Source organism: Paenibacillus sp. FSL H7-0756, from assembly GCF_038006765.1.
Lineage (GTDB): Bacteria > Bacillota > Bacilli > Paenibacillales > Paenibacillaceae > Paenibacillus_AQ.
Genome location: NZ_JBBOVT010000001.1, coordinates 3170675 through 3196901, shown reverse-complemented (window position 1 = coordinate 3196901; position 26227 = coordinate 3170675). Strand labels below are relative to the sequence as shown.

General features: G+C 53.8%; 17 protein-coding genes. 7 read left to right on the top strand and 10 right to left on the bottom strand.

Going from position 1 to position 26227, the window contains the following annotated elements; translation table 11 throughout:
- Positions 1-3: 3 nt before the first annotated feature.
- Genes NST04_RS13890 through NST04_RS13880 form a run of 3 tightly spaced genes read right to left on the bottom strand, consistent with a single transcriptional unit; the run spans position 4 to position 4180 of the window.
- Positions 4-1140, bottom strand: a complete 1137-nt coding sequence (locus NST04_RS13890) for a glycoside hydrolase family 88 protein (protein ID WP_341184725.1) — start codon at positions 1138-1140, stop codon at positions 4-6.
- A gap of 44 nt (positions 1141-1184) precedes the next feature.
- Entirely contained in the window at positions 1185-2999 is a 1815-nt protein-coding gene (locus NST04_RS13885) for a hypothetical protein (RefSeq protein WP_341184724.1), read from the bottom strand.
- A 38-nt stretch (positions 3000-3037) separates the two neighbouring features.
- The gene (locus tag NST04_RS13880) at positions 3038-4180 is read right to left on the bottom strand and encodes a DUF2264 domain-containing protein (protein WP_341184723.1); all 1143 of its coding nucleotides are present in this window, start codon (positions 4178-4180) and stop codon (positions 3038-3040) included.
- Between the two features lie 122 nt (positions 4181-4302).
- On the opposite strand from NST04_RS13880, the gene NST04_RS13875 reads away from it, so the two are divergent.
- Positions 4303-5133: a helix-turn-helix domain-containing protein gene (locus NST04_RS13875; RefSeq protein ID WP_341184722.1), complete on the top strand. Its 831-nt coding sequence runs from the start codon at positions 4303-4305 to the stop codon at positions 5131-5133.
- Positions 5134-5180: 47 nt separating this feature from the next.
- Here the strand turns inward: NST04_RS13875 and NST04_RS13870 are convergent, their stop codons facing one another.
- The 3 genes from NST04_RS13870 to NST04_RS13860 are packed head-to-tail and all read right to left on the bottom strand — an operon-like array spanning position 5181 to position 8134.
- Positions 5181-5498: a hypothetical protein gene (locus tag NST04_RS13870; protein ID WP_341184721.1), complete on the bottom strand. Its 318-nt coding sequence runs from the start codon at positions 5496-5498 to the stop codon at positions 5181-5183.
- A gap of 55 nt (positions 5499-5553) precedes the next feature.
- Positions 5554-6318: a response regulator transcription factor gene (locus NST04_RS13865; protein ID WP_341184720.1), complete on the bottom strand. Its 765-nt coding sequence runs from the start codon at positions 6316-6318 to the stop codon at positions 5554-5556.
- A gap of 19 nt (positions 6319-6337) precedes the next feature.
- Positions 6338-8134 (bottom strand): sensor histidine kinase, encoded by a 1797-nt coding sequence (locus NST04_RS13860; RefSeq protein ID WP_341184719.1) that lies wholly within the window; start codon positions 8132-8134, stop codon positions 6338-6340.
- Positions 8135-8325: 191 nt separating this feature from the next.
- Here NST04_RS13860 and NST04_RS13855 point away from each other — a divergent pair, with 191 nt between their 5' ends.
- The 5 genes from NST04_RS13855 to NST04_RS13835 all read left to right on the top strand — a co-directional run bounded on the left by NST04_RS13855 (position 8326) and on the right by NST04_RS13835 (position 14059).
- The gene (locus NST04_RS13855; protein WP_341184718.1) at positions 8326-9663 is read left to right on the top strand and encodes an ABC transporter substrate-binding protein; all 1338 of its coding nucleotides are present in this window, start codon (positions 8326-8328) and stop codon (positions 9661-9663) included.
- A gap of 89 nt (positions 9664-9752) precedes the next feature.
- Positions 9753-10625: a carbohydrate ABC transporter permease gene (locus tag NST04_RS13850; RefSeq protein WP_341184717.1), complete on the top strand. Its 873-nt coding sequence runs from the start codon at positions 9753-9755 to the stop codon at positions 10623-10625.
- A complete protein-coding gene (locus tag NST04_RS13845; RefSeq protein WP_341184716.1) occupies positions 10625-11455 on the top strand; it encodes a carbohydrate ABC transporter permease in 831 nt (276 codons plus the stop codon). The genes NST04_RS13850 and NST04_RS13845 overlap by 1 nt, the downstream gene beginning before the upstream one ends.
- 183 nt (positions 11456-11638) lie before the next feature.
- Positions 11639-12808, top strand: coding sequence for a YncE family protein (locus NST04_RS13840; protein ID WP_341184715.1), 1170 nt, complete (start codon positions 11639-11641; stop codon positions 12806-12808).
- A 90-nt stretch (positions 12809-12898) separates the two neighbouring features.
- Complete coding sequence (locus NST04_RS13835; protein ID WP_341184714.1) at positions 12899-14059, top strand: YncE family protein; 1161 nt, start codon at positions 12899-12901, stop codon at positions 14057-14059.
- A gap of 86 nt (positions 14060-14145) precedes the next feature.
- Here NST04_RS13835 and NST04_RS13830 read toward each other — a convergent pair whose 3' ends face one another.
- From NST04_RS13830 to NST04_RS13815, 4 genes are all read right to left on the bottom strand, one after another.
- On the bottom strand, positions 14146-20583 hold the full coding sequence (locus NST04_RS13830) for an S-layer homology domain-containing protein (protein WP_341184713.1): 6438 nt from the start codon (positions 20581-20583) through the stop codon (positions 14146-14148).
- 84 nt (positions 20584-20667) lie between these two features.
- Entirely contained in the window at positions 20668-21507 is an 840-nt protein-coding gene (locus NST04_RS13825) for a carbohydrate ABC transporter permease (protein ID WP_051493958.1), read from the bottom strand.
- Positions 21508-21522: 15 nt separating this feature from the next.
- The gene (locus NST04_RS13820; protein WP_341184712.1) at positions 21523-22461 is read right to left on the bottom strand and encodes a carbohydrate ABC transporter permease; all 939 of its coding nucleotides are present in this window, start codon (positions 22459-22461) and stop codon (positions 21523-21525) included.
- A gap of 148 nt (positions 22462-22609) precedes the next feature.
- Positions 22610-23953 carry an ABC transporter substrate-binding protein gene (locus NST04_RS13815; RefSeq protein ID WP_341184711.1) on the bottom strand — a complete coding sequence of 448 codons (1344 nt, stop codon included), beginning with the start codon at positions 23951-23953 and terminating at the stop codon, positions 22610-22612.
- A 546-nt stretch (positions 23954-24499) separates the two neighbouring features.
- Between NST04_RS13815 and NST04_RS13810 the strand changes: the two genes are divergently transcribed.
- A complete protein-coding gene (locus NST04_RS13810; RefSeq protein WP_341184710.1) occupies positions 24500-26227 on the top strand; it encodes a sensor histidine kinase in 1728 nt (575 codons plus the stop codon).

Sequence of the window (26227 nt, the reverse complement as noted above, 5' to 3'; positions counted from 1 at the left end):
CTCCTACTCCCAATAGAACGGGCCTGCTCCCTTGATCCGGGCCAGTGTCTCAACATAGAAGAAATCTCCGTAGATCAGCGGCACATCGATGTTCCGGTCCTCAGGATAATTGCTGGTGCCGTGAAGCAGCAGCCCCTGTTCGCCGGGATTGTCCCAAGTTCCATAATTGCGGTAGAGAGATTCCGTAATTCTAAGCGCCCCGTTCCGGTAGACATGAGCCTCTGATTCCTCCACCAGCCCGGCCAGCAGCAACAGACCGCTTGCCGCGCAGGAACCGGCAGAAGTATCGCGGATCTCCCCAACATCACCGGGAGCACGGAAATCCCACTGCGGCACCTGATCCTCCGGCAGCCGGGTCAGGAAGAAATGCGCAACCTGCTTGGACGCATGCAGGTAGCTCAGCTTGCCGGTATGATGATAGGCCAGCGCCAGCCCGTATAATGCCCAAGCCGCGCCGCGCGACCAGGCCGATTCCGGCGCATAGCCCTGTCCGCCCAGCTTCTCTGCCACTTCGCCCGTCTCCGGGTTAAAGTTGACAATATGATAGACGGAGCCGTCCGGCCGGATAAAATGCTCCAGCACTGTATCCATATGTGCCTCCGCAATATGCCGGTAACGCGGATCTCCGGTGACTTCTGAGGCCCAGAACAGCAGGCTGGTGTTCATGCTGCAGTCGATAATGGCGACCCCGCTGTTGTCCTCGCCTTCCCTCCAGGGATTCCAGGCCCGGATGTAACGGCCCTTGAGGTTGAAACGGGCGGCCAGATAGTTGGCGGCCTTCAGTCCGCGGACCCGTGATTCTTCTCTGCCTGTCAGCTTGTAATTGGCGACGCTGGTCAGCAGCCACATGAAGCCAAGGTCATGGTCCAGCTTCACATAGCCGTCCAGCACCTCATCTAGCCGCTCCTCGCAGCGCTCGGCTACCGCTTTCAGACTCTCATCGCCGCTCCCGGCGTAGAGCTGCCAGAGCAGGCCCGGCCAGAAGCCGGCAGTCCACCAGCTCGGCACTTCCAGCACATACTTGCCGCCTTGACTGGCATGCGGGAACTCCGCCCCGATGCTGATACTGTTCGTTCTCGTCTTCTCCAGCGCCTTACTCCAAGCCTCATCGACCCAGGTCTGATCTATGGTTCTGTTCATTTGAATCCCGCCTTTATGTGAATGTTGTACCCGTGCCGTGCGTCTTATATAAACTCAAAAGTAAACACCAATACGCCCTCTGACCCGGGCTGGAGAACCTGGAAGTCCAGACTATGCCACACCGTGTCCTGGCCATAATGGTTCTGGTACACATGTGCGGTAATCTCCGGCCGGACGATCTGCGGATCATAGGTTACCTGAACACCGTTCCCTTCAGCAGCTCCCGGGAGTAATACGCACCCTGGACCTAGCAGCTCCGGTCTGCGCCACGTTACGAACCGTTCCGTCCAGCTTGCCGGAGCTCCGTCATACCGGTAAGTATCTGTCAGCTCCAGACGGGGCAGCTCCTCCTTATGCCAGACCAGCGAACGGACCAGGGATTGCAGTCCGGCTACCGGGTACGCCCGGGCCAGCTCCAGCGTCAGCTCATCCTTCGCCTTTGCAGCCGATGCATGCAGCACCGTAGCCTGGAACTCCCGTCCAGCTCCCTGGAACTGGCCGTCAATAATCGGCACGCTATGTCCCTGCGACCCGTTGCAGTCATAGCCGTAACGGCCGGTCCCGAAATAGTCCGCCGTATACTCTCCGCTGCCCAGATCGGCCGCGACAATCTCCCCCCGGCCGCTCAGAATAAATTGGCCCAGGTCATTATGGTTATGCGGCTCGTCGTTATGGCCGCCCTTGGCGGCGAAGCCGAACTCGCCCGCAGCGCAGACATGCCGCGATACGAGCCAAGCGGCATCAGGAAGATAGCTGCTGCCTGCCTCCCAGGACTCCTTTTCCTTCCCGGCCCTTGTCCAGATCAGATTGCGCAGCGCCGGAGCGAAACGGCTGCAGTGATCCTCCGTGAACGGGGCGCGCAGCGCAGACGGCGGGCGCAGGACATCGGGATAGACGTCCGCCAGATAATGGGAGAGTCCCATATGCACCCGTACCCGGGGGACGGAGTCGGAGAAATTGGCTACATAGCTGCCGTCAATGAAGCATTGCTGCTGGAAGCGGGCGATCTGTGCCACCTTCTCGTGGTTGAACCAGTCCAGCTTGCCTCCGCTTCTTGAACGGAGCAAATCACTGTAATAAGTGAAATAGCCGAACCCGTAATTCCAGTAGCCCAGCCCCTCCTGGCAGGCCCCGTCTTCCCCAAAGCCCTGCAGATAATAATTCATGCTGCTCTCTGTCTTCAGTAGAATCTCCGCCAGCCTATCCTTGTCCTTCACAAGGAGCAGTGCAGCTGCACCTACAGAACCCGCACAGACCGCCGCCCAATTGTGAGTGGAGGTCTCCCAGAAATAAGGGCCATGCGCGAGGAACGGCTGAAAGATTCTATGCTCCACCTCACTGCGTATCCGGGAGCGGAGCAGCAGCGGGAGACGTTCCCCGAGCAGCAGCAGACATTCGCTTAAGGTAAAGCCTGTCTCGGAGGAGAACAGATCGATATGCCTGTTGATCTCAGCAGCATCATGCTTCTCAGGAAGATGAGCGGGAACACACCACGTGTACTCATCGCAGATCGCCCATAGAATATTTGTAAGCTGCTCCAGCGCTGCTTCGTTCTCCGGCTCCAGCAGACTAAGGAACACATACGTATTCAGCCTTCTTCTCCGTTCAAAATAAGGCCGCTCATATTCCAGTCTCGACCCCGTCTGCCGGAAAAGGGTAAACAAACTATACGGCAACAGCGGTATTGGCTGCCCTTCCAGCCGCTGAGCTTCTGCACGAATCTCACTGATACCGGCCTGCAGCACTTCAGAAGATGCCGCCTCACTCCAAAAAGCAGCCGAATCCCCCCGCGGATAATATAGGCTGAGATCTGCCGGCTTCATGTTCTCTACGATTGTCTTAAGTTCCTGTATGTTCATGCCTGAGCTTCCTCTCTTATTCAGTCTGTCTCTATCCCTTATTCCAAAGCATGGTCCCGCATCACGTTCTCGCCGTCTGCGATTCTCCGTGCCGTCCATTTCATGTCCCCGCCCGACCAGAAGGAGTCAGCAGGAGGCAGGCCCAGCGGCAGAAAAACAGCAGCGCACAGATACAGACTGCCCGTATTAATGTAGCTCTCGGCCAGCTCCGGCTGATAGCCGTAGATCCCCGGCTGCAGCCAGCCGTTCTCATCCAGCGTGCCCGGGTATTGCATAATCCGGCTAATAACTGCGGTCAAAGCGCAGCGCACCTGGGCCGGAGGCAGCGAGTCTTCCAAGAAATCCTGGAGCGCCGCCTGCGACAGCAGCTGAAATGCCCCGAACCGGTAGACAATCGAACGCCCGAGGAACGGATACGTCCCGTCCGGAGCGATGCTGCGCTCCAGCACGGATGCATATCTCTGCGCCCGCTGCAGGACCAAGGGTCTAAGCCGGGCATACTCCTCATTCTCCTGTTCAAAAAGGGTAACAACATCCAACAGCATCGGCTGAATAACAAAACTGTTGTAGTAATCCCAGTGGAACTCCTTCCCGTCTCCATAGACTCCGTCACCCTTGTACCAGTCCATGAACATGTGGACCGCATAACCCACCCGCATCCGGTCATAATCCGGGTCGCCCAGCAGATATAAGGCTGCTTCCACCATCGCACTGAACAGCAGCCAGTTGCTGCCGCTGGGAGTGGTCCGCCGCGTCTGCTTCAGCGCCACAATCAGATTACCTTTGACCCGTGCGTCCAGCCGGGCTGTAACCGCTTTCGGTGCACGCACCAGCGCATGGGCCAGAAATGCCGCATCGACCAGCGGCTGGCCTTCGGTCTTGAATTCCATATAGTCAGGCGACTGCGGATCAACCGCCGCATCAATCGCTTCCAGCATCAGCCCGGCATAACGGGCTCTTAAGCACTCTTCTTCACCCTCAAGCCCTTGAAGCTCCAGCCAGGGAGCCATCCCGCAGGCCAGCCTCGCAAAAGCTTCCAAATGCGCAAACTGGCTGCGCCCGCTATGAAACTCCGCAGGTAACCGCTCTTTCAGTTTCCGTGCAGCGAGCGCCTCCAGAACCGGTGTTCCAATCTGCAGCATCGTATCCAGCCAGTATTTACGCTGTTCTATCCCACTCATCCCTAGTTCCACCCTCTCAGGTATTCTTCTTCTCTAGTGTATTGTGGTATTATTGCAATGTCTTTGCGAATAATGATGATTTATTGCGTATGTTGTGATCAACAAGAAAGGGGCTGTGACTATTGAAGCATGCCCGGTATTACGAAACGTTCGACGGCGACATTTTGGCCGGTATCGGCAATTCTCCGATCTCTCCGACGAGGGATTTCCATATCCATGACCACTATGAAATTTTCCTGTTCCTGGGCGGCAGCGTGAACGGCTTCGTGGACCAGTACAGCTATCCGCTGGAGCGCGGCGACGTTCTGTTATTCAACAATCATGAGATTCATAAAATCATCAACCGCTCCCCCGAGCCTTATGAGCGGCTGACCATTCATTTCAAAGCACCACTGGTCTATCCGTTCTGTACGGCGACTACGAATCTGCTGGCCTGCTTCCAGAACCGCCAGCCCGGGGAGAATAACCTGGCCCGGATGGAGGAGCCGCTGCTCTCGGAGTATACCGCCCTCTCCTCCCAGCTGATTGCAGCCTTGGAGCGTAAGCAGTACGGCAGCGAGGTGCTTGCCCTGACGTATCTCATTCAAATTCTGGTGCTGATCAACGAGCTATACAGCCGCACCCGTGCCGCCGTTCCCAGCATTATCTCCTCCCATATTCAATCTGCGATGAGCTATATCGACAACCACCTGCACCTGAATCTGTCGCTGGATCACATCGCCGGGGAGCTGAATCTGGATAAATATTATCTCAGCCATCTGTTCAAGCAGCAGACCGGAGGCACCATCTACCGCTATGTCCTGCTCAAAAAGATTGCGTTATCCAAACAGCTCCTGTCCGCCGGCAACTCCGTGTCCGATACCTGCTACCTGTCCGGCTTCAATGATTATGCCAACTTCATCCGCACCTTCAAGAACATCACGGGCATCCCGCCGGGAAAATACGGCAAATAAAAACGGCAGCGCCTATCCTCAGCGCTACCGTCTCAGGAACAAAATGCCTATGGCATCCCCATTGTGGTCGGTTTTTCGACCTTATCCGGCTCGCACGTCTCTACCGCACCGAATGTAGTCGGTTTTTCGACCTTATCCGGCCCACTCGTCTCTACCGCACCGAATGTAGTCGGTTTTTCGACCTTATCCGGCCCACTCGTCTCTGCCGCACCAAATGTAGTCGGTTTTTCGACCTTATCCGGCCCACTCGTCTCTGCCGCACCAAATGTAGTCGGTTTTTCGACCACATTTGGCCCAGATGACCATGCGCTGTACATGTGTTCAGTGAAATCAGCGAAGTCATTCCTATGACTGATCCAGAACATAGTCATCCTGCCGATGCGAGCTTTCCAGTTGAAAGCTTTCAGGCGGTCGCTACCGTCACCGTTCCCCTCCCCTATACTCCGTAGGGCTTACGCCCGTATACTCCTTGAATACCTTGGAGAAATAGTGCTGGTCGCCGAAGGACAGCAGCTCCGACAGCTCCTTCACCTTCATCTCCGGCCTGAGCGTGATCAGCCGGCAGGCTTCGGCTATCTTCAGCCGCATGCTGTAATGCACAAAGGTCTGGTGCGAGTACCGCTTGAAGATCCGGCTGACATAGGAAGGGCTTACGTGGAACTTAAGCGCGACTTCCGTAATGGAGAGCGGAGCGTAGAGCTGCTCCTGCAAATATTGCTCCAGCTGCCGGAACAGCTCCTCGCTGCTCTTAGACCTCTGCTGCCCAGGTGAGAGCAATCCCTCCGGTAATCCTGTTCTGCTGCCCTCCTGCTCCTGCAGATGGGCGACCAGCCGCTGCATCACTTCAGCAAGCTGCTGCCGCTCCACGGGCTTCAGCAGATAATCGAACACCTGCAGATTCAGCGCCTTACGCGTATACTCGAAATCGCTGTACCCGCTGATCAGCACCGCCTTGAGCGCCGGATTCACCAGCCTGCACTCCCCGATCAGCGCAAGTCCGTCCAGCTTAGGCATACGGATATCGGTCAGCAGGATGTCCACCGGGTTAGCCTTGATGTATTCCAGGGCATCCAGCCCGTTCGGTGCAGTGGCAGCGATGCGGACTGGCAGCTCCATGGACTGCATAAGAGCCTCGATATTCCGCAGAATCGGCTTACTGTCCTCTGCAATGATAGCGGTATACATAGCTGTTCCTCCCCCGGTTCTAGTAGAAGTCTTTACTCATAGATGCGATAATCTGGACCGTGGCACCCTTTTCGCCGCCCAAGTGGTTGTAGATGTTGAAGAACAGCCGGTTCCTGTACATCAGCTTCAGCCGGTTCACCGTATTCACAATCCCCATATTGCCAATCCCTGAGGTATCATGCCTAAGCTCGTTAACCCCGGAATCGGAGCTCTCAATGTTATCCAGAATGTCCCTGATCCTGCCCGGAGCGAAGCCTTCTCCGTTATCCCGGATTTCGATGGCCCACAGGCCGTTATACACCTTCACCCGCACCTCAATCCTCCAAGGAGGGTCCGTATTCTTGAAAGCATGCTCGATACAATTCTCCACGAACGGCTGGATCACCAGCCGGGGCAGCTCAATCCGCTCAAGCCCTCCGTCCCCGTCAATCTCCCACTCCAGATCGTCCTCGAAATTATGCTGAATCAGGGACAAATAATGCCGGGTATGCTTCAGCTCCTCCGTCAACGCCACATGCTGATAAGGGGAGGACACAATATAACGCAGGCTGTCCGAGAGATGCTTGCACATTTCGGTCACCACGCTATTCTTCCCTTCCTGGGCGGCAATACTGATCAGATACAGGACATTGTGGATAAAATGGGGCGCGATCTGAGCCTGCAAGGCGGAATTCCGCGACTTCACTTCTTCGTGCAGCGCAAGCTTTTCCCGTTCGATAGATTCCTGTAACCGCTCCAGCAGCTCCTGAAAAGCGCTATTCAGTTGAATCAGCTCATTGTTGTGGGTACGCGGGCCCGCCTTCATATTCAGGTTGCTGTAGTTCATCCGCAGAATCTGGCTGCGCAGCTTACGGATCGGAAGCAGCAGGTTCCGGGTCGAGAAGTAGATGAAGATGAACGAGAACAGAATCAGCGCGGTAATCAGCAGAATAGAGATGTATTTCACCGAATTGACCGGGCCCAGCACCACATTCCTGGGATTCACCACATAAGTGGTCCAGCCTGTCTCGGCAGAGCGGTGGTAAGCCACATAGTTCTGGCCGCTGCTCAGATAGATTCCGTTAGCTGCTGCAGATTCAGAGGGAGACGCTGCGAATTCGGGGACCTTCTCCCCTTCCCGCAGTGCCGGAGAACTGGAGACCAGCCGCTGGTCCTGATCCATAATATAGACCTTGCCGCCCGCCAGTCCCGCAGCAGATCTGTTCAAGTACCGCTGGTCGAGCTGCACCGCCAGATAGCCGAACACCTGACCATTCTGGTTCCTGATCGCCCGCACAAAAGAGATGGCATCCGCCCCCTGCCGGTACAAAGCGTAACCGCTTGCATTCCAGGTCGGCAGCTGGCTGCTCTCTTCCAGGAACGGCCTTAGCGACGCCGGGCTATCCGCATATCCGATATAAGAGGCCACCCGCTCCCCGGTCAGATCGTAGATCATCATATCCTCAATGTTCAGACTCGGTCCGAGTGCCTGGAACATGATGTCCTTCAGCCTGCGGCTGCGGGTCAGCCCTTCAAGGGTAAGCTGTGAGTAATCACCTGCGGACAGGAGGGTGAATACCTCTTTGTTCGACAGAATCCGCTGGGAGAGCTGGTTCTGGTTATTGATATAGAGGTTCAGCTGATCGCTGACCTGGACAGCCGCCAGCTTCATTTCGTTCTCTGTCTTGTCCTTGAGCGGCTGGATCACCATATAATTCACGTAGACCAGGAAGCAGCCCAGCACAATCAGCAGGAGCAGCATGAAGGTGAAGAAGAACTTCGTTTGCAGACTGGCCTGAACCCTGCCCTTGCGTAGTCTCTCGTAAAAAGTAGCCAAGCTAAAGCCCCCCTGAACCTTAGGATGCTGCCTACTTTACAACCAATCGGGCGAAATGACAAGCCGTCCCGGAGTTCAGAATATTACACAGAAAGTGTCAAGTACAAACATGTACCTTGCGCTGTCCTCATTCTATAATGGGCAATGTAAACGGATTCAGTTCACAGAAAATTCACTACGGGGGCGATCACATGAGTAAGCGAATGAAGAAAATCGCAACAGGCCTGCTCGCTGGAATCATGACCTTAACGCTGGCGGCGTGCGGCTCTGACAATTCAGGCAAGGGTAATGCTGCGGCAACGGACAGCGGGAGCGGTAACAGCGGCGGCAGCAGCACCGGCAAAAAGGTAACCATTGAGCTGGCCATCTCCAAAAGCTCGCAGGATTCGGCGTTCGTAGCCCAGGATGTGCTAGATGAGTTCGAACAGAAAACCAATATCAAAGTGAATCTGCAGCTGCTTCCGGCAGAGCAGACCGCCACCGTACTGCAGACCAAGCTGGCCGTTGACGAGGTGCCCGATCTGATTCAATACAATCTCGCCAGTGCGACTACGGACCTGAATCTGGAGCGCAATTTCGAGATTCTCGATAACGAGCCTTGGGTAAGCCGCCTGCTGAATAAGGATGTGCTCTCGGCTTACGATCATGTCTACAGCTTCCATTACAGCCAGGATACCGGGATGCAAGGCGTCGTCTACAACAAGGATATTTTCAAAGATCTGGGGCTTGAGATTCCAAAGAATTACGAAGAATTCCTGGCCGTCTGCGAGAAAATCAAGGCCAGCGGCATTACGCCGGTCTTCATGCCGTTCAAGGATAACTGGGCGGCGAATATCTGGCCGGCGGCTGCTTTTGCCGACTGGGCTGCCAAGAATGAGCCGTCCCTGTTCGAGGACATTAATGCCGGCCGCAAGAAGTGGTCCGATGTTCCCGAGTTCGCTACCTTCCTCGATCAGCAGTATGAGGTCTACAAGAAAGGCTACACCAACACCGACATTCTCAGCGACAGCTACGATATGGCGGTAGGCAAATTCCTGAACAAGGAAACGGCGATGATGTTCATGGGCGACTGGCTTATTGTAAATGTGGCCGAGAAGGATCCGAATGTGCATCTGGGCCTGTTCGCCATCCCGTCTTCTGAAGACGCAAATCTCGGTGCCAGCCCGCTGGGCGGCCAGCTGTTCATCCCTAAGAAAGCCAAACATATGGATGAAGCGAAGAAATTCCTGGAGTTCCTCGCCAGCAAAGAGGTTGCCCAGAAAATGGTCGACAGTCAGGGCTCCGTCTCCAACTTCAGCGATGTGACGACACCGAAGCTCCCGGACTACAAGCAAGAGATTGTCGATCAATATATTACGCCTAAAAAGACTACGCTGACCACCGATGCCTACATGATCGTGGACCGCAGCGAGCTGTACCGTCTGCTTCAGGATGAATTCGCCGGCGGCCTGGACGCCAAGGGTGTGCTCAAGGCCTGGGACGAGAAATTCAGCCAGCTGATGAAGGATAAAGGCGTGGAAGGCTTCTAATCCACTATTCAATCTGATTACCATACCGCAGGCAGAATAAAGTCCGCTCGGGCTTTATTCTGTCCTGGGCTATATAGGAGTGTGAAGAAATGAATGTAACCAAGAAGCTGTACTCATATTACCTGATTTGGCCTGCACTGCTGATCTATTCTATCTTCTTCGTGCTGCCGGCGCTGATCGGACTCTTCTATTCCTTCACGGACTGGCGGCTGGACCGGGAAGCGATCAAGTTCATCGGCTGGGACAACTTTGAGCGGATTTTCACGGATAGAACCCTATTGCTTGCGATGAAAAACACAGCGATCTTCGCCATCGTTACCGTCTTAGGCAAAAACCTGCTCGGAATCGCGCTGGCGGTCGGCTTGAACATGAAGCTAAAATCCAAAAACCTGCTGCGGGCGATTTTTTACTCTCCGTCGATCCTGAGCGTTTTGGTTATTAGCATTGTGTTCACGCCGATGCTGCGCTCCGACGGGACGATTAACCGCATCTTCGAAGCAGTGGGACTGCCTTCGCTGAGCCAGGCCTGGCTGACCAATCCGGCGCTGGTCATCTGGACCGTGGCATTTGTGTCCATCTGGCAGCATACCGGCTTCCAGATGGCCATCTATTTGGCCGGGCTCCAGTCGATCTCCAAGGAATATTATGAAGCCGCAACCATCGACGGGGCAGGCTCCTGGCGCAGCTTCCGCAGCATCACGATTCCGCTGCTGCTCCCTGCGATTAACATCAATCTGATGCTGACGTTGATCGGCGGCCTCAAGGTATTCTCCGAGGTCTTCGTGCTCACCGGCGGGGGGCCGGGCAATGCCTCCCAGGTGGTCGGCACGATCATCCTCCGCTCCTTCGGTGAAGGCAGCTGGGGGCTGGGCACTGCCGTCAACACCCTGCTGTTCGCAGCCGTAACGGTCATCGCCATTCCACTGCTGATCTTCATGCGGCGTAAGGAGGTATCGGAATAATGAGCTTTTCCCGTAAAATGGCTTGGCGCAACTATCTGGTTGAAGGCTTCCTGATTCTGGCCTCGCTGCTGATCATCCTGCCGCTGCTGATTATGCTGTTCGGCAGCTTCATGACCAGCTCCGAGGTGCTGAAGTTCTCGCTGCGGCTCCCGGAGGAGTGGAAATTCTCCAACTATACGACCGTTTTCAAGGAAGGCGGTCTGGGACGGGCGTTCCTGAACGGGATGCTGATTACCGGCGTCTCGTCCATCCTGAACATCTTCACCTCGTCAGCGGCCTCCTTCATTCTCGTACGCCGCGAGACCAAGTGGTCGAATTTCCTGTACATGTTCTTCTTCATGGGTCTGATCGCGCCGATGTCCACCATCACCACGATCCGTGTCGTGCAGTGGATGGGCTTCTACGGCAGCATCACCAGCGTCATTCTGATCTACGCCTCGCTTAACACAGCGTTCAGCGTGTTTCTGTACAGCGGATTCATCCGGTCTATTCCGAAGGCGCTGGATGAGGTCGCTTTTCTGGAGGGGGCGAACACATTCGATGTGTTCTTCAAGATCGTGACCCCGCTGATCGTTCCGGTGAACGCCACCGTAGCGATTATGGTCTTCATGTCTGTCTGGAACGACATTACCATTCCGCTCTACTTCCTGACGGACAGCTCGGACTGGACGATGCCGCTCTCGGTGTACAATTTCTACGGCAAGTACAGCCGGGACTGGAATCTGATCTTCGCAGACCTGGTGTTAACTTCCCTTCCCGTGCTAATCCTCTATATCTTCTGTCAAAAGTACATTGTTAGCGGACTTACAGCGGGAGCGGTGAAGGGGTAACCCTTGCCCTTTTTGTGGCTTTGTTGGACGAATGGATTATTCGGGCCGGAGATTTCGGACATACCCTACAGCAGACAACCTGATGCGGCATCCGGGAGATCCGGCGCGCCTGCCCATCCGGTTGTCCGTCCGCCGGGCCCGGCGAGTCCATGAGCCAGAAGCACATGAAAGGGGTTTTTAATTATGAATACGAAAATAGCAAACCACAGAAGAAGTCTAGCATCAAATATTAATCCTTACGTGTTTGCGAGTTATGAACTTTCCTATTATTTTGGCTACGTCGCTGTCATTGATCCTGTATACAATAAGGTCACCAAACGGATTCCGGTGGGCCTTAACCCTGGTCCTATGTGTTTGAATCCAAGTGAGGATAAGCTTTATGTAGTAAATACGGGCAATGATTCGGTCACTATCATTGATGCATATAACTTTAACGTTATCAAAACCCTTCACATTGGCTCTTCGTCCACCTCTAGCGCTCCTGTTGCTATCTTCGCTGCTGCTAACGTGAACAAAGTCTATGTAGCCCATTCGGGTGACAGGGCCGTTACAATTATTGACTCCGTCACAGATACGGTTATTAAACAAGTGAATTTGCCTAGCGGAAGCGGCTACCCTTTTGCCTTTGCCGGTAAGGTGAACAGTCTCTTTGTCTTTGTTGCATGTAAGTCTAAAGATAATGATAAAGGCAAGGTTGTCGCCATTTCCGTTGACGATGATACCCTCCATCCCGTTGGGGATGATACTCCGCTTGAATTTGACGGGACCCACAACCCCTTGACCGTGTACCCAGGCGGAGTGGAGCTGGTCACACTTGGGCCGACGGGCATGTTGACTCATTTTGAACCACTTACAATGGGTCCGTCCAAAACTTCAAGTATGCTGGACAATACGGTATCCGGGATCTATCTGGATAACAATATGTTATTTTGCACCTCGCGGGAAGATAGAGCCTATCTGAAAAAATTCAACAACCTGTTCATGGACCAGCAAGGAAACATCACCCATGATCAATTCACAGAAATCCCCAGTTACAAAGGCCAGGATAAAATCCGTGTTTCAAGTGATCAAAGTACTATTTGCATCACCATAAAGCCCACCACTTTCCCGACAGGCGGTCTGCAAATTTACGATGTAAACGCTGCTAGCTCACGGTTTGTTCCGCTCCCTTATGTCGGTGATTTAGCACTTTATGATTTCATCATTGCCTATGTAGGACAACTGACTTCGATTCAACCAATTGATTTGGGAGATCCAAGTAATCCCATTCCTGCTATTCCGATTGGCACAAGTCTCTCAGACCGCGTCAACGTGAAGAACATTATCTCCGGTTATAGCAATCAGTCCTTGTAATGCACATTTAATATAAAAATCGAGCTCTCTTCAAGTCGAAACGGACTTGAGGACAGCTCTTTTTTGAAGCATATGAAAGGGGATTTCATAATGAATACGAATACGGCAAACCGCAGAAGCAAACGATCATCAGGTAATCCTTACGTGTTTGTGAGTTATGATACCAGCTATAATGCGGGCTATGTTGCTGTCGTTGATTCTAGACAGAACGAGCTCATCCAACGAATTCCGGTAGGCATAAAGCCCGGGCCTATGTGCTTGAATTACCAGGAGGATAAGCTTTACGTAGTGAATATCGATCAGGATTTTATCACTGTCATTGATGCGTATGGCTTTAAAACAATCAAAACGGTTCACATTGGCGGCCCCTCTGCCAAAAGCGCACCTGTTGCTATCTTCGCTGCTGCTAAAATGAACAAAGTCTATGTAGCCCATTCTGGTGACAGGGCCGTTACAATTATTGACTCCGTCAAGGATGAGGTTATTAAGCAAGTGGATTTGCCTAGCGGAAGTGGCTACCCTTTTGCCTTTGCGGGTCATCCAAATAGCAATTATGTCTTTGTTGCATGCAGAGCTAAAGATAATGATAATGGTAATGTTTTTGCCATTTCCTATCTGGATGATAGTGTTTATCCGGTTGGAGATGGAATTGAGCTTACCTTTGACGGCAGCCGCAATCCTCTGACCGTTCGTCCCGATGGGCACACCCAAGTCACGTTTGGACCTGATGGTATGCTTACCTATTTTGACAATGATTCAATTGGTCGCTCTAATACGTCAAGTCTGCTGGACAATACGGTATCCGGGATCTACACGGACAAACAAATATTATTCTGCACCATGCGTACAGACAAAAACTATCTGAAAGTCATTAATAATCTGGCCATTAATAAAAATGGAATCGTCACCTATAAGAGTTTTGCGGATTTCTCCAGCTACAAAGGTCAGGATAAAATTCGTCTTTCACGGACGCAAGCCTACATTGGCATTACCGTTCAACCTACTGATTCTCCAAGGGGTGGCGTGCAAATTATTGATTTAAATGAAGGCTTCTCCCATTTAGTTGAGCTTGATTATGTCGGTGATTTAGCGTTCCTCGATGATTCCACGGCCTATGTAGGAGAAGTGACCTCGATAACTCCGATTGATCTGGCGACGGCCACAGCCCTGCCTGGTATATTTCTTGGCACAAACTTCATGGATCTCTTCACTGTCAAGAATATTGTTATTGGTTATAGCAATCAATCCTAATACATGATCTTGAATATACGCAGAGCAGCGGTTCTCCGGATATCGGAGAACCGCTGCTCTGTTCTGACTTAAATCCTTCGTTGAAGTTACATATGTCCCAGCAGGTTAGCGAGAACCTGCGCACTCTCGGCACGGGTCATGGACGCCTGCGGCGCGAATTGCTGATTGCCGCGCCCACGGATCAGGCCTGTCTGTTCGGCGGTAACGGCTGCATTCTTCGCCCAATCACGAATCAGGGCAGCATCGCTGAACAGGCTGGATGCCATGTCAACCGTCTGGCCTCCTGACAGATTAGCACTGGCCCCGCTTCCCGGCAGGATCGCATACGCACGGACCATCATGACCGCCATCTCCTCGCGGGTAATAAGTTCATTCGGAGCAAAAGCGTCCTTGCTGCGTCCAAGCACAATGCCTGCTTCATTCACAGCGGCAACCGCGTCAGCGTACCAGGCCTTGGCATCCACATCCGTGAAGGCCGAGGTGGCTGGGCTTGCCGCCTTAAGGCCAAGCGCACGGGTAATCATCGCGGCGAATTGCGCTCTGGTCACCTCTCCCTGCGGATCGAAGCGGTCACCCGGCATCCCTTCGATAATATGCTTCGCAGTCATGGACTTAATGACAGCACTTGCCCAGTGGCTGCTGCTGACATCGGTGAAGCTCTTATCATACTCCAGTACAGCGTACTCGCTGAAATGCTGCACATCAGCAGCAATCTTACGATTACTATCTACCAGCTTACCGCCCACATACTCCACTGCTCCGCTGGCAGCGATATGGTAGACCCCAAGCAGGTCACGGTTCGCCTTAGAATCTACTATGAAGGTCACAGTCAGCGGCTTGGCAAACGCCGTCACCGGTACGGAGCTTCCGTCCGCCGCTACAACCTCCAGGCTGAAGCTGATAACCTCGCTTGCCGTTGTCAACCGCACAGTTCCGTTGACAGCCAGATTATTCATCCGCTGCTGCAGGCTGTCAGCGTCTGACTTCACCGCAGATAGCCTGATGGTGGCTCCCTCCGATTGAGCTCCATCTATAGCAATGGTATTCAGGATGCTCTTAAGAGCGTCCGGGCTTAGATCAACTGCAACCGTATTCCAGGCAAGACGTAAGGTATTCGTACCTGTCATGTCTGTTACTACTTGCGGAAGCAGCACGGATTCAATTGCGTCCGTAAGCTGAACGGTTACGATTCCATCTGTCGGAGCCTTGAAATCATCCTGGTGAAGCACCTTCTCCGTCTGTGGAGAAGGGGACGGAGTTACCGCCGGCTTCGGTGATGGTGTTACAACCGGTGCCGGTATCCATACCGTTTCATTCGTTGGAGCAGGTGTGGCTGACGGTTCCGGCGCTGGTGTTGGCGTCGGAGTCGGAGTTGGCTGCTCCACCGGGGGCTGCTCCTCTTCGCTTACCGTCACCGTTCTTGTCACTTCTACGGCTGCGTTGCCGGCGGTATCACTGACGTTATAATGGAAGGTATATTCACCCGCTTGCGCCGTATCCAGCTCCGTCAAGTTGTAGACATCACTGGTCACGGTGGTCACGATGCGGTCCGTGATGTCCCTGTCCTGATCGTCATAAGCGGTAGCTCCCGCATCGGTGTATTCCGCACCCAACGATAGCTTCACTTCCGCATCACCCGTCAGCGTAATAACCGGCGGTACCGTATCCGGTTCCGGCAGCGTGATTGTTCCGCTGGCCGAGCTGTCTGCTCTTGCTTCCCCCTTACTCAGCGTTACCGAGAAGGTGAAGCTGCCTTCAGCTTCCTCAGTGGCTGCCTGGAAGGAAGACATGGTAATGTCACCAAGGGTAACCCCGGTATCACTGAAGCCCGGCAATCCGCTAATGGTTTGCGCCAGCCAGGTACGGACAGCCTCTTCACTAATCGCTTGCGCCAGCTTGACGCTGTAAGCTGCTCCTTCAATGATACTCTTCGCCTCAAGTACAGCCTGTTCATTGGCCGCGCTGGCCATATCCTTCGCCACAGCCAGATAGCTGATCAGCGAAGCCTGGCTGAACGTATTGTTCACCGAATATTTCACCGTACCGCTGACCGGCAGCGTGAAATCATGTTGAACCAGCACTCCGCCCAGGCCAGCAACCAATCCGGTCTTCACCGTCTCGCTCACGGTCTGGCCCCCGGCATCAACAAAGCTAAGTGTAATATCCATGGTCCGGCTGGCATTATTCCACCAATCCAGATGATAAGAAGTAATCGTGTATTTACCTGCACTCAGAGGCAGGTTGTAGACCAGCGGCGTATTCTTCGTATTCGAGCTGTACACGCCGGTCTGGGCTTTATTGGTGGTGACTACATCACCGCCCAGCCCTTTGACACTGTAGTTAGCGCCCGTATTCGTATGTCCCCATACCGTATCTCCTGTGGACAATTGATCCGCCTTGTCATTCAGCAGCCTGTCGCTCGCAAGATCCTTGACCGCTGAATACGGCGGAGTGTCGCCATCCCCGGTAACACCCATGTCCAGGAAGTACACCAGTCCCTCAGGAACCACTTCCACATAAGCAATGGTCTTCAGGCTTCCATAGGTGCCCGTGACCGCTACCCGTTCATACGGAGTATCGAAGCTGACCGCATCGAGATTCCATTTCACCGCCACCTGTGTGGTCGTACCGTCTGCAAGTGTGGCCTCTACCATGGCTGGAAGCTCCGGCAGTTTCCCTGCATAGGAGGCCCTATCGGGAATGGATGCAAGCTCTCTTACATCTCCCAGCAGCAGCAGATTCAGGGCGGAAGACAGACGTTCTACAAGCTGCGTTGCCCCTTCCTGGTCCAGCCGGTAGAGAACCGGATCATTCAGCGCTGCCTGGGCGGTATCCAGTGCATTCGTGAACATCTTCCAGTCCTTCTTCGGGTAACTGTCTTCCCTGCTGACCGTAAGCGCCGCACTCACCGCCTGCTGAAGCCCCGCTGTATCCGGGTTGCCTGCGCCTTCCCCGCCAATGACGGCTACGGAATCCACAGCGAGGGTTCCGCTATGCACCTTGATCTGAACGGTATGCTCACCGTATTTCAGTCCGCGGAGTGTGAAGGTCTGGTACAGCTCCTTCGCAACACCCGCAGTACCTGAAACTACCAGCATCTCGCCGTCTACCACAGCTTCCAGCTTGGCGGAGCCGTCGTTCGGCCCCAGAATATCAAGGCCCGTACCGGTAAAAGTATACTTCAGCACCGCACCGGCCCCTTGGCTGGTTGAGAGGGAACGCTGATAGACATACATGCCTTTTCCATTCTCATGGGCCCAATCGCCTTCATAGACCAGCTTCGTCCCCGGGACTTCTGCCAGATCCGTCATCTCCAGATTATCCAGCTGCTCGGCATAGTAAGGGGTATATCCGTCTACCTTCTCCACCTTCAGATTATCGAAGCGGGTATGATAGAAGCCGCTGGCGAGCTGCACGCGCCCTGAGAGCTTCGGATTCGGATCGGTATAGGAGGCAAGCTCAACCTGATCCAAGTAGGCAGTGACCGTATCCCCAGCCACCTGAATAGCAATGTTATGCCACGCATCATGTGCCGTATTGAAATCAGGAATCTTCACCCCGCCGGAGCCGGTAGCTGCGTTGCCGCTGGCCACCACAGTCCCGCTGGACAGCAGCTGCCAACCGCCGTCGAACCAGAACTTGAGCGCATAAGGGGTGCCGTTAATCGTCTGCGGCCCGCCCTGGTATCTGGCTCCAATCGCTGCGTAATTATTGCCTCCATAAGTGCTATTCTGTTCAAAAGACACATCGGCGCTGGCCTTATAATTAGTCCAGCGGTAATCCCCGATGGCCGTGACCGGGTCGCCGCCGTTCCAGGCACCGCCTACTCCGGTGGTCGTCTGGTCCAGCTGCTGCCGCAGCACATAGTTATCCGTACCATCAATCAGATAGCCCTCGAACGCACCGTTGAGGTCCTGCGTATAACGCGGCATAACGCTATACGGGCCGCCGCGCGAGCTGACATAGCTCTGCTCACCGGTAATCTGTCCGCCCTCTCCGATCACAGGAACGCTCCGGTCTCCATAATTGAAATCATCACCGTACAGGATCTGATCCTCCGTATTCTGCACAGACCCGGTAGCATCGGTATCCAGCACGGTGCGTTCCCCCTCCACCGGGAGCGGTGTGCTGAACCCTTCCTTATTACGGTTATCCAGCGTGGTGACAGTGACAATGGAGAACGGCTTCACACGGATGGTATACACACCGCTGCCGTCTGCCTGAACATCCCCAAGAGACTTCATATAATTGCTGTTAAAAGCCTGACCTGTCTCCGCGCCGCGCGTCTCCCACATCTCCAGAGATGGATTACCGGTATAGGCCATGTTGACGGCCTGAAGCTTGTAGATCTTCTCTGTCTCGCTGTCATTGATGATCACCGTCGAGAAATCCTGTTTGTCTGGTGAAGCCAGGGTCATATAGCTCGGAGTCCCGTTGCGCCCGCTTACCGGGTTGGTGCCGGCTGCTCCGGTGTAGCTCGCCTGGGGAATCGCCCTCCAGATGCCTGCCGTATTGTCTTCGTTCTCCCAACCAGTCTTGGCGAACCCGTTAAAATGCTTCAGAACCAGCAGTCCCGCATCATAATGAATGAAGCCCGACCACGGGTCGCGTGCGCTGACCAGCTCCTTAAACGAATACTGCCCGCCTTCATAGAAGGAGCCGATCGCCGGCTGATAGATGAAATGCGTCCGGCGCGAATTTACAAAGCCCTTAATGATGGTATTGCCCATCTCCAGCGGCCCGCCGGTGCCGCCGATCCCCGTCCCGGGCTTAGAAGGGTCCTTCATATTATTGTGCGGACGGAAGGCCGAGTTACTGAAGGTAGCCTGGGCTTCACTATTCCAGATCTCCTTGTCGAATTCATCCGCCAGCCGCTTGAAATTGCCCTTGCTGTCGTCATCGGTGTTGTAATGATACCCGGCAGCGGCTACCGCTTCGCGCAGGGACAGGTCATTCACCAGCGCATCGCCGAAGGAGCCGATGCCGACTTCATCGGAAATCACCAGCTTAATGCTGTGATACAGCTCCTTCTCCTGCTCATCCTTGAAGTCTGACGTATCTGATTTGACTCTCTCGCCGTACTCCTTCGTCCAGGCCAGATCCGGCGCGTGCTCATTGATATGAGGATTCACATAATCCACCATATAGCCGTATTCGCGGTAAGCGGCCAGAATAGTCTTCTTATACCAGGTATAAATCTTGTCGTTATTGTCCGCCCACGCCGGAGCATTCCAGCGCAGGAAGCTCACCTTAACCGCCGGATTGACGGCCTTCGCATCGGCCGCCAGCTGGAAGCCGGGATGCCGGGCTACATTGGCCTCCTCATCCTCCGTGCGCATCGTTGAAGGGTCGGGACCGGTAGAGTTATTTCGGTCATTGCCCATCTCGATTTTGACATGGTCGATTAAGGGGCGGTCGCCCCCGAACAGGATCTGGAGCAGCTGCGCATAAGCCTCCGGCTGCTCAGACTTATAGTCCATCAGCAGCGCGCTGGTACTGTTGCCGCTCAGCACGCCGAACCCCTTGAAGGTCAGCCCGTTCACATTACCGTCCTTGATGTCCTTGCCGTCCAGCTGAATTCTGACCGTGGAGGCAGCCGTCTCGCGGGCATTGTCTAACTTCTGCTTAATCGCGCCCTTGGCAACAGCGAACCAGCTAAGGATCGGCTTCTCCCCGCTGACATAGGCATAGGTCAATGTCATGGGACTGCTGGTGTCAATATCTCCGGGAACGGTAAATTCGCCGGAGATGAACTTCGTCTTGTTCGTGTTGAACGGTGTAAAAGAGATCGTCTGGGCGACTCCTGCCGTATTCACATATTCCAGCCGGGGCTGAATGGCCCGGTCACGGGTGCCGTACCAGTCATAGAAACCGCTGCTAAGGGTATATACCCCGGATTGAAGCGCTTTCAATTTATAGATAATGTCATTGCTGGCCGGGTCCGCCCGCAGCCCCACGACCCATAGACTTGGATCAGTGGCCGGATCGGTCAGATTCCCGTTCTTGGAATTTTTCACTTTATGGATGGAATCATCAAAGCCCCAGTCCGTGGTCCCCGCCACATACTTCTGGTCCGGCGACGGGTTAAGCAGTTCAGTGCCAGTCAATGCTCTGACCGCTTCGTACAGCGGCGAGCCAGACGGTCCGTTGCCAAAGGAATCGCCCCCTCTGCCGCTGTCCACGAAGTAGACCAGCGGACTGTCCGCCGGCGGAATGACTTCCACACTTGCGGTAACCGGGCTGCCATTCGCGGTACCGGTAACTGATACCGTATCATACGGCACATCGAAGGTGTCTTCTCCGATATTCCAGCTCACCGCCGCAGCCTGCTCTCCAATACGGATGCTGGCTGGCAGTGTGGTCCCTGCTGCCGACTTCGCGCCCATATAAGCCGCTGCGTAGACCGGATCAGCGGCAGCCGCAGCGGCTGCAGGCACCCCTAGTGCAGGGAACATTCCGGCTACGAGTGCAGTCGATAACAGCACAGAGCATAGCCTTTTCTTAACACGGTTCTTTCTATTCACTATCTCATCTCCTCGTGTATAAAAATACCTGGCAGACTGCAAAAGCTGCAACTGCCAGGCTGTTACTCAACTAACCTCAATCCGCTACCCCTTAATTCCCGAAGCAGCAACGCCCTGCACAAAGTACTTCTGAAGCGCCAGGAACACAATCACTACCGGAATGATCGACACCACACTGGCTGCCATAATCAAGCCATACTCCGCCGAATACTGTGAGATGAACATCCGCAGGCCGATCTGAATGGTTTTGAGCTTCGTATCGGTCAGATAAATCATTGGCCCGAGGAAATCATTCCAGGTGGCGACGAAAGTGAAGATCGTCAGTGTGGACAGCGCAGGCTTGGACAGCGGAAGCATAATTCTCGCCCAAATTCCGTATTCGCTGAGTCCGTCGATTCTTGCGGCTTCACATAATTCATCAGGTACGCCCTGATAAAACTGGCGCATCATGAACACCCCGAAGGCCGAGAAGGCTTGCAGCAGAATGATGGCCAGGTGGGTATTGTTCAAGCCCATATAGCGCATCAGAATGAACTGCGGCACCATGTAAGCCTGCCAAGGAATCGCAATCGTCGCGATGTATCCCAAGAAGATCACATTTTTGCCTCTAAAATGCAGCTTGGAGAAAGCATACGCTGCGAAGCTGGAAGTCAGCAGCTGCAGGATCGTAACAATTATGGATAATTTCGCTGTATTGTAGATGAAGCGCCCGAGCGGAATCCGGGTCCAGATATCCTGGAAATTCTCCCAGCGCGGATTCGCCGGAATCCACTGCATCGGGAAGGAGAAGACATCCTTGTTCAGCTTGAGCGAAGACGACAGCATCCAGATATACGGCACCAGCATCGCCAGCACGGTCAGAATTAACAGGGCATATACAAGCACCATTAAGCTGATTTTAAGTCCTTTACTTTTACCAACCATATCTTATAGATCCCCCTATTGTCCGTATTTCTTCTCGCCGCGGAACTGGACGATGGTAATGCCGAGTACCAGCAGAAAGAGTACAATCGCCATGGCACTGGCATATCCGTAATCAAGCGAGCGGAACGCCGTGTTGTAAATCTGATAGACCATGACCCGAGTAGCATTGTTGAGCTGGTTATCCGCGCCGGCGAACAGGTTGATGAAGATATCGTAGACCTTGAACGAGTTGATGACCAGAATCATCAGGACAAAGAAGGTGGTTGGTGCCAGCTGCGGCACAGTTACGTTACGGAATCTTCTCCACGGGCCTGCGCCGTCCAGCTCAGCAGCCTCATACAGCTCCGGGTTAATCCCCTGGAGGCCGGCCAGATAGATGACCATGTAATAGCCCATATTTTTCCACACTGTGAAAAGCACTACCGTAAACATCGCCCACTGCTTATCCGCCGCCCAGCGGGGCAGGTCCTCCAGCGGAATGCCAGTAATCGTATGCAGAATGTTGTTCACCGGACCCATGGTCGGGCTGAAGATGAAGTTCCATACCGCAGCAACCGCGACCAGCGAAGCCACATATGGGAAGAAGAAGACCGTTCTCATGAAATTACGGCCCATAATCTTCTGATTGAGCAGAATCGCCAGCGCCAGCGCCACGATCATGGTCAGCGGCACGACACCGATGGTGTAGACAATCGTGTTCCACAAGGCTTTGTGGAAGGTGGTATCCGAGATCAGCCGGGAGAAGTTGTCCAGCCCGATGAACTTCATCGGATTGGCCCCGTCCCATTTCACAAACGCCAGAATAAAGGCAAAAATCATCGGTACCAGGGTGAACAGGGCAAATCCGATAAAGTTCGGCGCAATAAAGCTATACGCGACCAGGTTATCCCGGAGTCCGCGCGACAACCGGCTTTTTGGGCTCTTATTTGTACGCAATATGGTTTCGTTCTGCATTCGTTCTCCTCCAAACCTTATCTAACATCCCTGCAAAGTGGGAATTATTTCGAAGCCTGTTCATGTGAGTGTCGTGATGTCCTCTATTTATATGGAAGGCGGGCCCCCGCCCGCCCTTCCTTCAGGACACTAACGTTACACGTTCACCTTAATTGTTCAAAAGCTGCCCTACCCGGTCATTCATATCCTTCAAGCCTTCATCGATCGTAGCATTCTTGGTCATGATGTTGTCATGCGCTTCATTCAGAATAACCTCAATGTCCGCACTCTTCTCATGAATCGGCATTTCCAGATAAGTCTGAACGGTATTCAGTGCAGCCTTACTGTTCTCGTCTGACGGGAAGCCGTCGATGGAGGTGATGGAATTGATAACTTCGTCATTCTTGATCGCAGGAATCGTACCGGTAGAAGCGATCACCTTGGCGCCTTCCGCACCCGTTACGAAGTTCATGAAATCAAGGGCAGCTTCCTTATGCTTAGACTTCTGGTTAACGGCCAGGGAAGTAATCGTTCCCAGAGTCGTTCCGGCTTCTACGCCTTCAGGATGAGGATACTTCACGATGCCCCATTCCTTCGACTGGGATTCGCCGCTCTTCACCTTCTCAATCTGGGTGGCAATGAACCAGCTGCCCATGTTCATCATCGCAACAGAGTTGTTGTAGAATACGCCGGAGTAATGCGTGCTGGAGGTCTTCAGGGTAGCGTAATCCATAACGATGCCATCTTCCTGCTCCTTCAGAATCCGCTCATAGGTAGGCTTCAGGAAGTCATAGTTGCCGCCGACCACAGTGTTCTTGCCGTCCAGAATGCCGAACAGTTGAACCGCGCTGCGCCAGGTGTGGTAGTGTGCGCCGTATACTTTTTCCGAGCCGCTGCCGGAGGTCATCTTGCGGGCCAGCTCATCATATTGGTCGAAGGTCATATCGTTGGTCGGATAATCCACGCCCGCTTTGTCGAACAAGGCTTTGTTGTAGTAGATCACCCAGAAGTCACTGCGGAACGGAAGCGCATACACCTCGCCGTTCACTTCAATCTGCTCCACCGTACCGCCATACACCGAAGGATCGATGGATTTGTCACCCATGTAGGTCTTCAGCGGCTCCAGGTGATTCTGCTTCACAAGGTTTGAGTAGCCCGGAATGTCTTTGATCGTCAGGACGTCCAGATCTGCCCCGCCCGAGAGCTGTGTGCTGAGCATGGTCATATAGTCGGTGGAGCCAAGATCCACATACTCAATAGTTACGTTCGGATGTGCAGCCTTGTAAGCATCGATCAGCGGTTTGTAGTAGGCAGTCGCTTCCCAGTCCCACAGCGCCCATTTCAGTGTTACCGGCTCCTGGCTTGGTTCGGAGGAAGCGGTTGCAGCGTTGCCCGAAGCGGGTGCGGCCGTGGCAGCAGCGTCTTTCGTATTGTTATTGCCGGAGCATCCGGCCAGCAGGCTCACAGAGAGCGCAGTGGCCAGGGTCATGCCGTAGAATCTTTTCAAGTTCATGTAAGTATCCCCTTTATCTTCTGATGGTCTATCGATAACCGGTGCATTTGCTTACCCGGCCTTAGTTCAAATTGTAAGCCTTTTCAGATCCGATGGGGATGCAAAATCAAACACAGTTCATTCACTATTCTGTGCTCTTCTCCGCACGGCCTGCCCCAAACCTGTAATTTCTTATCCGAAACCTGTAAAATTCTCAGCTTCTCCCCCTGACTCTATATTGAAACGCAGGAATATGCTATGGTAGTTGAAAACGCTTTATATATCCTCACCTGTATAAGATGCACTTAAGAGTTTAACTTGAAGCTACATCGTCACTGCGGTGAACATTTGGACTTCCGGCCGCTGTTGTCCCCAGTTTTCTTGATTTAAACCGCTAATCGCGGTAGAAATCCGGTGACAAAGGCGGTCGCTATCGCTCCTCCAGTTCCAAATTTCCCCTCCGCTTCTTTTGCTTTTTTGTTTATTTCTTTAGTGCCTCTTATATATCCTAAAGGAGTGTTCACCACGGTAAGAAAATCTACTATTAAAAGCCGCATTATTCTGCTCATGACCGCCTTTGCGCTGCTGATAGCGACGCTGCTGTCATGGTTCAGCTACGAACTCATTACCTATTATCAGCGGAAAACAACGATCCAGGCGACGGAATTCAACCTCCAGCTCGTCTCCCATATTATTGAACAGGATCTGATTGATCTGACTACGCTGGCGATGACCAGCAGCACTAACTCGTCTACGAACACCCTGCTTACCGAATATTTCGGGTCGGCGGAGGCCAGCCCCAAGCAGGCGCTGAATGTGTTCAACGCGATGCAGGACGATGTGCGGATCAACCGTTCCTATAGCTATGTACGCCGCCTGATTGCCACGGATAACAGCGGAAAGTTCCTGCAGGTGGAGAATTTCGGCACCTCCGTTCCGCTTACCATCCATAATATCGGTCAAGTCACCGGTCTGACGAATGAGGCCGAAGAGCAATGGGACCGGGTCATTAAAGATCCTCTCTCCAATTCCTACGGCATTCCCTTTGTGTTCCCGATCTATGGCCGGGGGGCTACCCGGGTGGGCACCGTCTACCTGCTCGCGAATACCTCCGTCATTACGGACAAGCTGAAGGGCTATGCCCTGCCGGAGCATTCCCGGCTGCTCCTCACACTCGGCGAGCATCATTATCAGCTTAACGGAGATCAGGTCAAAGCCATTGAAGAGCCGTATGAGCCGGTAGCCTATACCAGTGACAAGCCTGTCGGCCCGGGTACCGAGCTGTCCATGGTGAAATTGCAGGATGATCGGGAAAGGCATATCGTGGTATCGTATCCGGTACGCAGCGGTGTCATGCTCTCGCAGACCTTATCGAACGACCAGTTCGCTCCCCGGAGCAATATATGGATTCTCGTCCTGCTCGGTGTCTGTCTGCTCGTGCTTGTCTTAAGCGCGATCATTACGCTGTATTTGACCCGCACGATCAGCCTGCCGGTGGAGAAGCTGAAGAAGCGCATGGACAAGATTGCCCAGGGCAACTTCCTGCTGGACTCGGGTATTGAATGGAACAGCGAGCTGGGCGATGTCGGCCGGGGCATTAACCGCCTGTCCCAGGATATCGTGGCCCTCATGGACAGCCGGCTCGCAGACGAGAAGCAGAAGCAGGAGCTGGAGTACCGGATGCTCCAGAATCAGATTAATCCGCACTTCCTGTATAATACCCTGAATTCAATCAAATGGATGGCTACAATCCAGAACGCCACCGGCATTGCAGAGATGACGACCTCCCTGTCCCGGCTGCTCCGCAGCATCGCCAAGGACAACCGGCGGCTGATGCCGCTGAAGGATGAGCTGAGCCTGCTGGATGATTATTTCCTGATTCAGAAATACCGGTACGGCAGCACGGTTACCATGGTCACAGAGATTGAAGAGGAAGCGCTGCTCGCCGGGCTTATTCCCCGCTTCACCCTCCAGCCGCTGGTCGAGAACGCGATCTTCCACGGCATCGAGCCCAAAGGCCGGGGCGATATTGTGGTCCGGGTCACGAAGAGCGGCTTCGCGGATCTGCTCATCACGATCGAGGACAACGGGGTCGGGATGAAGGAGGAGCAGATCTCCACCATCCTAACCGTTCCCGGGGACGAGGCTAAGGGAATGCTGGAGAATATCGGGCTGCGCAGTGTGAACGAGCGGCTGCAGCTTGCTTTTGGCGGGGAGTACGGCTTGTCGATTGAGAGCGAGGTCGGCCGTTACACCAGGATGAAGCTGCTGCTGCCCTTCCGGCAGAGAGAATAG